The organism is Rubrivivax gelatinosus, from assembly GCF_016583785.1.
Taxonomy (GTDB): Bacteria; Pseudomonadota; Gammaproteobacteria; order Burkholderiales; family Burkholderiaceae_C; genus Rubrivivax; species Rubrivivax gelatinosus_B.
Genome location: NZ_NRRU01000136.1, coordinates 1 through 11,395, shown reverse-complemented (window position 1 = coordinate 11,395; position 11,395 = coordinate 1). Strand labels below are relative to the sequence as shown.

The following is an 11,395-nucleotide window of genomic DNA, read 5'->3' as shown; positions in this document are numbered from 1 at the left end:
GGCAGGGCAGGGCCAGCGCGGCGGCGTTGCCGGCCAGGCCCGGCGGCCGGCGCCGGCCTTCGGGGCCCTGGCGCGAATGGATGGTCACGCGCAGGCCGTCGCCGGCGTCGTCCAGCGGCGCGCTCTCGGCCGCCAGGTCCAGGCGTTCGATCTCCCAGGCCATCCACTTGGGCAGGTGGCCGCAGAGCACTTCCAGGCGCACGAAACGGCCGGCCTGCAGGAAGGGGATCAGGACGTGGCGCGAGGTCGGGTTCGAGGGGTGCTCGAGCGCGGCGCGCAGGTCGATCCAGAAGTGCCCGGGCTCGCCGCCGGCCCGCTGCAGCGGCGTCGGCACCGGCTGCTCGCCCAGCAGCACCAGCTCGTAGCGCTTCTTCGCCTGGGCCTCGGTCTCGCGCCGGCGCACGTCCTCCAGCTGTTCCTCCAGCGGGCCTTCGGACATCCAGACGCGCCAGCGGTGCTGCTCCAGCAGCAGCGCATACGGCAGGCCGCGGACTTCGGCCGACAGCAGCACCCCGCCGCCGTCGCCCAGCGCCGCCACCGCCTCGGCCAGCGCCGCCTTCAGCGTCTGCAGTGTCGGCGCCGGCCCGGGGTCCCAGCGGTGGCTGGCGCCGGCGCGCCAGCCCCAGGGCGCGCCGCCTTCGTCGTCGTAGACACACAGCGTGCCGGCCCGGTACAGGCTGGCCGGCACGCCAGCGTCGTCGAGGTGGACCACGATCTTCATGGCGTCGCCCTGCCTTGGCTCACCACACGTTCAAGATCCACTCTTTGTTTTTCTTGTATTCCATGTCGGTGAACAAGGCGTTGGCCATCTGCTCGGCCAGCCACATCGCGCCTTCGTAGCCGAGCACCGGGTGGCGGAACAGGCCGGCGCGGTCGTAGGTGGGGAAGCCCACACGCACCATCGGGATCGCGTTGTCGATGGCGACGAAGCGGCCTTTGGAGTGGCCCAGGATCAGGTCGAGCTCCAGGCCCTCGTTCTTGATCCGGTTCTCCAGTTCCCAGAAGTCGGCGTTGGTCACGACCTCCATCTTCCAGTCGACGTGCTCCTTGAGCGCCAGCAGCCGCGGGTCGGTCTTGTAGCGGCTGTTGTCGTCGCCCAGCAGCAGCAGCGCCGGCTTCATCTCCAGGTCGATGCAGAACTCGGCCAGGCCGATGACGAGGTCGGGGTTGCCGTAGATCGCCACCTTCTTGTCGGCCAGGAACATGTGGGCGACGTCGGTGATCGCGTCCAGCGCGATGCCGCGTTCCTTCACCAGCGACTCGGGGATCGCCTTGCCGGTGAGCTTCTTCAGGTTCTTCAGGAAGGCGTCGGTGTTGCGGATGCCGATGGGCGTCGGGCCGATCAGCGTCGGCTGGTTGTAGGTCTCCTGCAGCCACTCGGCGGCCTTGCCGCCTTCGTAGCGGTTGAGCGCGATCGTCGCGGCGGCGTTGGCGGTGCTGCGCAGGTCCTCGATGGTGGTGCTGCCGTGCGACTTGGCGCTGCCGTCGGGCAGCAGCGGCGAGTCGAAGCTCTCGATCTCGAACAGCACCGTGGCGTCGATCTCCATCGCGCCCAGCAGGTGCTTGATCGCCTTCACGTCGCCCGGGTTGACCCAGCCGGTGATGACGTTCAACTTGCCGTTGGGCTCGGCCGGGGTCGCGAAGTACTGGACGAAATCGCGCACCGCGACGTCGTAGCCGCTGACCATGCTGCCGACGAAACTCGGGCTGTGGATCGCGATCAGGTGCACCTCGCGGTCGGGGTACTTCTCCTTGAGCAGGCCTTCGTTGAGCTTGCGGATGACGCCGTCGACGTCGTCGCCGATGACCTCGGTCGAGCAGGTCGTGATGATCGGGATCACCTTGACGTCCGGGTAGCGCGCCAGCAGCACGTCCACGCCTTCCTCGACGCGTCCGCAGGCGCCGAACACCGCGCCGTCTTCGTGCACCGAAGACGAAGCGAGCTCGAAGCTCTCCTTGAAGTGCTGGGAGAAGATCAGGCGCACGAACATCACGCAGCCCTGGCCGCCGTGCACGATGCCGATGCAGTCCTGGATGCCGATGCTGGCGAACTGCGCGCCCGCGGGCTGGCAGGTGAAGATCGGGTTGATGGTCCCGATGCGGCCTTTTTCCTTGATGTCGCAGGTCATGGCGCTTCCTCAGTAGTTCACGACGGTCAGTTCCTGGTTCAGCGATCCGTCGATCGTCAGCCAGTCGATGCGCGCGTGCAGCGCGCTCATCAGGGCCTTGATCTCGTCGACGGACAGCGTCGTGATCCAGGGGAAACGCTGGCGCCAGTCACGGTCGAGCATGACCGCGTCGACCCAGTGGCACTTCTCCATCGGCGTCGGGTTCTCGACCGTCTCGCCGCACAGCAGCTGAGTCGTCTTGCCGAGCACGCCGGCGTTCTGCTTGCGCCGGTCCCAGCCGCGCGAATTGAACTGCCACAGGCAGTGCTTCATGATGAAGTTCTCGAGCTGGCCCACACGCTCGCGGGTCGGCGCGTCGGCGCCTTCCAGCGGGTTGCTCGTGTAGATCGGCACGTACTTGCGTGCCGCCAGCGTCTTCGGCGAGGTGACGTGTTTCATCGTCCGGCCCCCCTTACTGGCCGACGGCTTCGACGGCGCCTTCGGCGCGGCGTTCGAACACCGGGTAGGTCTTGCTGCGCAGCGGCGTGATCGTGTCGTAGGCACCGCTGTAGTCGCGTGCCGGCGCCGTGCGCTGCGCTTCGGACAGGCCGGCGTCGGACAGCATGCGGCGCGTCGCGAAGCCGGGGCCGTCCGGGATCTCGTCGCGGCTGATGTCGAGCTGCGCGAGCTGGTGGATCGGCGAATAGATCGCGTTGTAGATGTCGCGTGCGAAACGCACCCAGCCTTCGAAGCCCTTGTACGGCCCGTTGTGGTACGCGTGGGCGTTGAGGTAGGGCACGCCGACCTTCTTGGCCATCTCGCCCGGGCGCTTGCCGGTGAAGATGACGTCGGGCCTCAGCATCTCGAGTGCTTCCAGGCCTTCGAGCTCGTTCGGGTCGTCGATCGCCAGCGCCCCTTCGCCGCAGCGCGAGACGCCTTTTTCCATGTCGCCCTGGTGGCCGAACTTGGTGTAGACCGAAACGACCTTGACGCCCATCTCCTCCTGGATCGCGTGGGCCCAGTGCCAGAGCTTGGAGCCGCCCGGCCACAGGCACACCCGTTTGCCCTGCAGCCGCTCCCGGTACCAGTCGAGCTCGGGCTGCCAGCGTGCGGTCTCCTCGGCGATGATGGCTTCGGCGCGCTCCTCGATGCCGAAGAACAGGCCGATCTTGCGCAGCGAGTCGCCCAGCGCCTTGAAACCGAAACCGTCGATGTCCAGGCGCGGGATGCCGTAGCGCTCGCGCAGCTCGTCGCAGATGTACTCGGCCGAACGCGCGCACTCGAGCACGTTGAGCTGCGCGCGGTGCATGCCGCGCAGGTCGTCGTAGGAGCCGTTGCCGGTGAAGGTCGACAGCACCTGGATGCCCATGCGCTTGAAGTAGTCGGTCATCACCTCCTGGTCGCCCTGGATGTTGTATTCGCCGACGTAGTTGATGACGTGGTCGCTGGTGATCTCGGGCTCGAGCGTGCCGACCTTCTGGTTGATCCAGGCGATGTTGATCTTGTGGTGGCCGCCCGACTGGCTCGGGCCGGCGAAGCCGGGCGAGTTGCAGACGAAGATGTCGGTGCCGGGCAGCTCTTCCATCACCTCCTCGGCGATGGCGTTGATGTCGTCACCGATCAGCGCCGTGGCGCAGGTCTGGTAGATCGTCATGCGCCTGGTGTCGGGGAAGGCCGCGAAGGCCTCCTTGATGTTCTGCTTGAGCAGCTTCTCGGCACCGAAGACGATGTGTTTTTCCTTCACGTCGGTGGCGAAGGTGTATTTCAGCTGGAAGTTGTCGTTGTCGCTGATGTAGCGCTTGGTCTGCCAGGTGTCGTAGGTGCAGCCGACGGGCCCGTGGCTGATGTGGATCACGTCCTTCATCGGCGTGCCGATGACGTGCTTGGCGCCGCAGTAGGCGCAGCCGCGCTCGGAGATCGAGCCGGGAATGGTGTTGAGGTAACCCTTGGGCAGGCAGGAGGTCAGGTCCTCGCCGGGGCCCTTGAGCACGGCGTGCTCGCGGCGTTCCGGGATGACCTTGCTGCACTCGAACTCGTGGTAAGGCATCGTCGTTCTCCGAGGCGGTTGGCGGCTGGGCGCGGGCGTTCAGTCGGCGAGGCCGTACTTGACGACCATCGATTCGAGCTGGTCCATCGTCAGCGGGCGCGGAATGACGAAGTCCTCGTTCTCGATGATCTTGCGGCCGAGTTCGCTGTACTCGAATGCCTGGCCCTGTTCGGCGTCGTATTCGGTGACGGTCTTCTTGTTGAATTCGGCCTTCTGCACGATGTTGTCGCGCGGCACGAAATGGATCATCTTGGTGCCGATGGCGGCGGTGAATTCCTCGAGGAATTCCTTCTCGCCGTCGACCTTGCGGCTGTTGCAGATGATCCCGCCCAGGCGCACGCCGCTTTGTTTGGCGTACTTCACCAGGCCCTTGCAGATGTTGTTGGCGGCGTAGATGGCCATCATCTCGCCCGAGGCGACGATGTAGACCTCCTGCGCCTTGCCGTCGCGGATCGGCATCGCGAAGCCGCCGCAGACGACGTCGCCCAGCACGTCGAAGAAGATGAAGTCCAGGTCTTCGGTGTAGGCGCCGCTTTCTTCCATCAGGTCGATGGCGGTGATGACGCCGCGGCCGGCGCAGCCGACGCCGGGCTCCGGCCCGCCGGACTCGACGCAGCGAATGTCCTTGTAGCCGGTCTTGATCACCATCTCGTTGGTGACCTTCTCCGCGCCGTGATCGCGCAGCACGTCCATCAGCGTGTCCTGCGGCTTGCCGCCCAGGATCAGCCGGGTCGAATCGGCTTTCGGATCGCAGCCGTGGATGAAGACCTTCTTGCCGTGGAAATGGGCCAGCGCGGCCGCAGTGTTCTGCGTCGTCGTGGACTTGCCGATACCACCCTTGCCGTAAATGGCAACCTTGCGCGTCATGTCGAACCCCCGTTTCAGTCGGTCGTAAAAGCGCTGCACGTTGCGGCGCGTTCGGGGCTTCTATTCGCCAGGACCGTGCCAACTCGATCACGAACGGTGCATGGCCGGCGCGGGCGTCGGCGCTTGTCGACAAAACGGGGGGTGGGGGCGCCGGGCCACCTATAAGGGCCGCGCGCGGACGTGCCGGCGAGGCGGTTTCGTGGCGGCGCTGCGGACGGCCGCCGCCGGCGTTCGGCTGGGCCTCGCTTTTGACCGGAAGGTACAGAGTTCCGGCCGGTTTCGGACCGCGCGGGACAAATGGCGGCGCGCGCCGGTCATGCCGCGTCGCGCCGCCCAGGCGGAAGCGGGCATGGCGCCGTTCGGCACCGTTCTTGCACGTCATCCGCGGAGGCGTGCCCCGCGTGCGCCGCATCCGTCCCTTGGAGGCCGTCTTGAACCAGGACACGCACACGATCACGGTCGCTGGCCGTCTGGCACTCGAAGCCCGCGCCCGCCGCCTGTGCGAACGCGACCTGTCCGAATGCCGCGCCGGGCTGCTGCCGCTGCTGTTCGAACTGAACCAGCTCGTCAGCGCGAACGAGGACCTCAAGCAGATCCTGGCGACGCTGCTGCGCATCATGCAGCGCCACATGAAGATCGTGCGCGGCATGGTCAGCCTGTTCGAGCCCGAGTCGGGCCAGATCTTCATCCACGAGAGCTTCGGCCTGAGCGAGGAGGAGGCAGCACGCGGCGTCTACCACCTCGGCGAAGGCATCACCGGCAAGGTCGTCGAGAGCGGCCTGCCCATCGTCGTCTCGCGCATCAGCGAGGAGCCGGCCTTCCTGGACCGCACCGAAAGCCGCGCCGACCCCAAGGACCGCGACCACTCCTTCCTGTGCGTGCCCATCCTGCGCGGCAGCAAGGTGATGGGCACCGTCAGCGGCGAGCGCCTGTACGACAACCAGCGCCTGCTGCAGCAGGACGCCGAGATCCTGACCATCCTGGCCGTCACCACCGCGCAGGCGGTCGAGATGTACCTGCTCAAGCACGTGCACGGCGTGGCGCTGGAGAACGAGAACCGGCGCCTGCGCCAGGCGCTGAAGGCGCGTTTCAAGCCCAAGAACATCATCGGCAACTCCAAGCCGATGCTCGAGGTCTACAGCCTGATCGAGAAGGTCACGCGCTCCAAGACGACGGTGCTGCTGCTGGGCGAAAGCGGCGTCGGCAAGGAGCTCGTCGCCAGCGCCATCCACTACCACAGCGCCGGCAGCCGCGGCCCGTTCATCAAGTTCAACTGCGCCGCGCTGCCCGAGACCGTCATCGAGAGCGAACTCTTCGGCCACGAACGCGGCGCCTTCACCGGCGCCCAGAACCTGCGCCGCGGGCGTTTCGAGGACGCCGACGGCGGCACCATCTTCCTCGACGAGGTCGGCGAGCTGTCGCTGACGATGCAGGCCAAGCTGCTGCGTGTGCTGCAGGAGCGTGCGTTCGAGCGTGTCGGCGGCAACCAGACGATCAAGGTCGACATCCGCATCCTCGCGGCGACGAACCGCAACCTCGAGCAGATGGTGGCGCAGGGCACGTTCCGCGAAGACCTGTTCTACCGCCTGAACGTCTTCCCGATCACGATCCCGCCGCTGCGCGAGCGTGGCAACGACATCATCGCGCTGGCGGACCACTTCGTCGGCCACTTCGCGCGCGACATGGCGATAGCCGTGCACCGCATCTCGACGACGGCGCTGAACATGCTGCTGTGCTACCACTGGCCGGGCAACGTGCGCGAGCTCGAGAACGTCATCGAACGCGCGATGCTGCTGGCCGAAGGCGGCGTCATCCACGGCTACAACCTGCCGCCGTCGCTGCAGACGCCGGTGATCGGCGAGGTCTCGGCCGACGGGCCGCTGGAAGCGCGTGTCACCGCGATCGAGTTCGAGATGATCGTCGAGGCGCTGAAGCTGCACCACGGCAACGCCAGCGCGGCGGCGGTGCAGCTGGGGCTCACGCGGCGCATGCTGGGTTTGCGCATGCGGCGCTACAAGCTGGACTACAAGGACTTCCGCAAGCGCGGCTGAGGTCGGCCCCGCCGTCGGGCTGCCGCAACACGAATAGCCAGCGCGATCTGAGCGAACAAGAAGCGTTCGCATTTGCGTTATGCTGCTCGGCGCGCCGCCGGACATCGCTGGCGCCCGCGCGACCCCACTGAACCCCACAGCCCGTCGGTGACACCGCCGTGCCGCCCCGGCGCGCGGCTGCGTGCATAGAGCCGCCCCCGAGAGGGCGTACCGACCGTTTCATCACCAGGACTTCCATGGTTTCCCGCCGCCACCCACGATCCACCGCGCGCCGCGAACGCGCTCCATCCGGCCTGGCCGCCGTCTTCGTGCCGACGCCGCTGGTGCGGGCGCTGATGCTGTCGTCGCTGCTGCTGGGCGCTGCCGGCGCGCGTGCGCAGGCTGTCGAGACCGATTCCTCCGGCACGGCTGCGGCGCCGGCCGAAGCCGGCTCGCTGCCGGCCCTCGTCGTCAGGACGGCGCGTGAGGCCGGGCCGTCGACCGAGGCGTCCGGTTCCTTCGCCAGCGGCAGCGCGACGCTGTTCAAGGGCACGCAGGAACTGCGCGACATCCCGCAGCCCGTGACGGTGCTGACGCGGGAGTACCTCGACCAGCGCGGGCTGGTGGACCTGCAGGACGTGCTGCGCAACACGCCCGGCGTCACGGTCGACTACACCGACAGCGAGCGCGTCACTTTCTTCTCGCGCGGCTACCAGATCGACGCGCTGCAGATCGACGGCCTGACCTTGAGCCAGAGCGGCGCGTACTTCATCCAGCCCGACGCCGCGATCCTCGACCGCGTCGAGGTGCTGCGCGGCGCCTCGGGCACGCTGCGCGGCTCGGGCAACCCGTCGGCCACGGTGAACCTGGTGCGCAAGCGCCCGACGCGCGACTTCCAGGGTTCGGCGCGGGTGACCCTGGGCTCCTGGGACCGCACGCGAGTCGAGGCCGACGTCTCCGGTGCGCTCGTCGAGTCGGGCGCGATCCGCGGCCGCGTCGTTGCCGTCTCCGACGACAAGGAGTTCTTCCAGAAAGCGCGCCACGAGGACAAGAAGGTGGTCTACGGCGTGTTCGAGGCCGATCTCGGTACGCGCACCACCGCCACGCTCAGCCTGCAGTACACCCAGCTGGAGGCCACCGGCGCCTGGGGCAACCTGCCGTCCGATCTCGACGGCTCGTCGCTGGACCTGCCGCGCAGCACCTACCTGGGCGCGGCCTGGAACCAGTGGAACCGGGTCAACCAGCAGACCCAATTCGGCATCGAGCACCGCCTGGACGGCGACTGGACGCTGCGCCTGGATGCCGCCCACACGCGTTTGCGCATGACGGGCGACGAGGGCTTCAAACAGAGCTACTTCACGCGGGCCAGCAATGCCGACCCCTATCTGTTCAACGTCACGACCTCGGTCTACAGCGGCGACCAGAGCGACCAGGACGTCGTCAGCCTCAGCGCCGACGGCCCGTTCGAACTTTTCGGCCGTCGGCACGAACTGGTGCTGGGCGCCGAAGTGCAGCGCGTCGACGCCATCGGCACCGAGGGCTACTACAACCTGAGCCCGATCACCGGCGTCGACATCCGCGACTGGAACCCGTACACCAGCTACGCAGAACCGAGCGGCACCGCCGGCGGCACCTACTACAAGGGCGCCGACACCGTCACCGCACAGAAGGGCGTCTACGCGCGCACGCGGCTCTCGGTCACGGACCCGTTGAACCTGCTTCTCGGTGCGCGCATCAGCTGGTGGGACTACGACGTGCGCGGCAGCTCGGCGGCGGACTACAAGGCCGAGCGCGAGATCACGCCCTTCGTCGGCGCGACCTACGACATCACGCGCGAGCTCGGCGCCTACGCCAGCTACACCGAGATCTACACGCCCCAGAACGTCAGCGACGCCGATGGCGATCTGCTGCAACCGATCCGCGGCGAGGACTACGAGCTCGGCTTGAAGGGCAGCCTGCTCGACAAGCGCCTGAACGCGCAGCTGTCGCTGTTTCGCATCAGCAACAAGGGCAAGGCGATGGACGATACGTCCGGCCCCAACCCTTGCCCCGGGGCCACCAGTGGCTACTGCAAGATGGCCGGTGGCCTGTCCCGCAGCAAGGGCTGGGAAGTCGAGCTCGCCGGTGAGCTTGCGCCTGGCTGGATGCTGCAGGCCAGCTACACCCAGACGCGCACGCGCTACGTCGCCGACAGCAGCGCGAGCAACGTCGGCCAGCCGCTGCGCAGCATCGACCCGCGCCACCTCGTCAACGTGTTCAGCAGCTACCGCCTGGGTGGTGTACTGCAGGGCCTGACGCTGGGCGGCGGTTTGCAGGCGCGCAGCGACAGCTACGTCAGCTCGGGCGCGCTGACCGCGCGCCAGGGCGGCTATGCGGTCTACAACGCGATGCTGTCCTATGCGATCAACCCGGGCTGGACGGCGCAGCTCAACGTCAACAACGTTTTCGACAAGGTCTACTACGCCAAGTTCGCGCCCACCGGCATCAGCAACTATTACGGCGACCCGCGCAACGTGAACCTGTCGCTGCGCGCCAACTTCTGATGGCGGCAACGACTCCGCAGCCGCTCTGGCGCTACCGCGCCGAGGTCGCCTCGCGCACGCTGGCCGCGCTGGCCGGTGCTTATGCGCTGTCGTCGGCGGTCGCGGCCGCCGGCACCCTGCTGCTGCTGCGTGCCGGCCTGGTGCGTGCCGACGCGGTGGCCTGGAGCACGCTGCTGGCGCTGCTGCTGCTGCCGGCGGTGATGATGGGCTGCTTCGCCTGCCGGCGCCAACGCGATGCCTGGCTGGGCAGCCTGGGGGCGGCCGTGCCGCTGGCGGCGATCGTCTGGCTGCTGCGTTAGGCCGGGAGTGCGACGATGAACCCCAAAGGCAAACCCGAAGGCCTGCGCCAGGCCATGTCCTGGTTCCACACCTGGGCCGGCCTGCTGCTGGGCTGGGTGATGTTCGCGATCTTCGTCACCGGCTCGCTGTCGTACTACCGGCAGGAGCTGACGCTGTGGCTGCGGCCCGAGCTGCAGACGCTGGCGCCGCCGGCGCCCGGCGTCGAACGCATCGCGCTCGAACGCCTGCAGACGCTGGCGCCCGAGGCCGGCTTCTGGTCGCTGCGCCTGCCCGACGAGCGCGACCCGGCGCTGCGCATCGGCTGGCGTGAAGCCGGTGGCGCGGGCGGCCGGCCGCGCGTCGAGAACCGCGTGCTCGACCCGGCCAGCGGCGAGCTGCTCCCGGTGCGCGCCGGCATGGCCGGCGACTTCCCGTACCGCTTCCACTTCGAGCTGCGCTCGGCCCAGCGCAGCCAGTGGATCCTGGAAGGCCGCTGGGCGGTCTGCATCGCCACTGCGGTGATGTTCGCCGCGCTGCTCAGCGGCATCGTCACCCACCGCCGCATCTTTGCCGACTTCTTCACCTTCCGCCCGGCCAAGGGTGGCCAGCGCGCGTGGCTCGACGGCCACAACGTCAGCGCCGTGCTGGTGCTGCCGTTCTATCTGCTGATCACCTTCAGCGGCCTGCTGCTGTTCCAGACGATCTTCATGCCGGCGGGCATCGCCGCGGCCTATGGCGAGCAGTCGCGCGCCTACCTGGACGAGTTGCGCGGCGCATCACCCGGGGTCAAGCGCCACGGCGCGCCGGACGCCGCGGCAGGCAGCGGGCCGATGCCGGCGCTGGCCTGGGACACGGTGCTGGCCGAGTCGCGCCGCCAGCTGCCCGACGGCCGGATCGACGTCATCCTCGTGCGCCGCGACGGCCCGGCGGTGCATGTCGAGGTGCGTGGCAGCGACGCCAAACGCCTGGCCTATCCGCCGGTCGAACTGGCTTTTGACGGTCGCAGCGGCCTGCTGCTGGGCCGCGTCGACCCGCAGGGTGCCGCGGCGCGCACCGTCGGCACGATCTACGGCCTGCACCTGGCGCATTTCGCCTCGCCGGGGCTGCGGTTCGTGCTCTTCGGTTTCGGCCTGCTCGGCAGCCTGATGATCGGCAGCGGGCTGGCGCTGTGGGTGGTCAAGCGGCGCGAGCGCGGCAAGACCCCGGCGCTGGCTTTGCATCTGGTGGACGGCCTGAACATCGGCACGCTGGCCGGCCTGCCGCTGGCGCTGGCGGTGTTCGCGCTCGGTTCGCTGTGGTTGCCGGCCGGCCTGGCCGAACGCGGTGAAGCCGAGATCCGCTGCTTCTTCGCCGCCTGGGGGCTGGCGCTGGTCTGGGGCCTGGCACGGCCCGGCCGCGCCACCTGGGGGCGGCAGTGGGGCTGCGTGGCGGTGGCCTGCGCCGCGCTGCTGGCCAGCGGGCTGTGGGTCGCGGCGACGAACGGCGCGGCGCCGCGGCCGCTCACCGTCTGGGCGGTCGACG

The 11,395-nt window shown here is 68.3% G+C and carries 9 protein-coding genes; 4 read left to right on the top strand and 5 right to left on the bottom strand.

What is annotated here, in order from left to right; translation table 11 throughout:
• The 5 genes from CKO43_RS23215 to nifH all read right to left on the bottom strand — a co-directional run.
• Positions 1 to 721 (bottom strand): Fe-only nitrogenase accessory AnfO family protein (locus CKO43_RS23215; RefSeq protein ID WP_200380121.1); only part of this gene is annotated, 721 nt, incomplete at its 3' end.
• Positions 722 to 740: 19 nt separating this feature from the next.
• The gene (anfK, locus tag CKO43_RS23210; protein WP_200229193.1) at positions 741 to 2,129 is read right to left on the bottom strand and encodes a Fe-only nitrogenase subunit beta; all 1,389 of its coding nucleotides are present in this window, start codon (positions 2,127 to 2,129) and stop codon (positions 741 to 743) included.
• Between the two features lie 9 nt (positions 2,130 to 2,138).
• Positions 2,139 to 2,567, bottom strand: coding sequence for a Fe-only nitrogenase subunit delta (gene anfG, locus CKO43_RS23205; protein WP_200229192.1), 429 nt, complete (start codon positions 2,565 to 2,567; stop codon positions 2,139 to 2,141).
• Between the two features lie 13 nt (positions 2,568 to 2,580).
• Positions 2,581 to 4,155 carry a nitrogenase iron-iron protein, alpha chain gene (gene anfD / locus CKO43_RS23200; RefSeq protein WP_200229188.1) on the bottom strand — a complete coding sequence of 525 codons (1,575 nt, stop codon included), beginning with the start codon at positions 4,153 to 4,155 and terminating at the stop codon, positions 2,581 to 2,583.
• Between the two features lie 39 nt (positions 4,156 to 4,194).
• On the bottom strand, positions 4,195 to 5,022 hold the full coding sequence (gene nifH / locus CKO43_RS23195) for a nitrogenase iron protein (protein WP_200229186.1): 828 nt from the start codon (positions 5,020 to 5,022) through the stop codon (positions 4,195 to 4,197).
• Between the two features lie 431 nt (positions 5,023 to 5,453).
• On the opposite strand from nifH, the gene CKO43_RS23190 reads away from it, so the two are divergent.
• The 4 genes from CKO43_RS23190 to CKO43_RS23175 form a co-directional block, all read left to right on the top strand.
• A complete protein-coding gene (locus CKO43_RS23190; RefSeq protein ID WP_200380120.1) occupies positions 5,454 to 7,073 on the top strand; it encodes a sigma-54-dependent Fis family transcriptional regulator in 1,620 nt (539 codons plus the stop codon).
• A gap of 236 nt (positions 7,074 to 7,309) precedes the next feature.
• Positions 7,310 to 9,595, top strand: a complete 2,286-nt coding sequence (locus tag CKO43_RS23185) for a TonB-dependent siderophore receptor (protein ID WP_200380119.1) — start codon at positions 7,310 to 7,312, stop codon at positions 9,593 to 9,595.
• Positions 9,595 to 9,894, top strand: a complete 300-nt coding sequence (locus CKO43_RS23180) for a hypothetical protein (protein ID WP_200229179.1) — start codon at positions 9,595 to 9,597, stop codon at positions 9,892 to 9,894. Before CKO43_RS23185 ends, CKO43_RS23180 begins: the two co-directional genes overlap by 1 nt.
• A gap of 15 nt (positions 9,895 to 9,909) precedes the next feature.
• The coding region (locus CKO43_RS23175) for a PepSY-associated TM helix domain-containing protein (RefSeq protein WP_200380118.1) at positions 9,910 to 11,395 on the top strand (1,486 nt) is incomplete at its 3' end.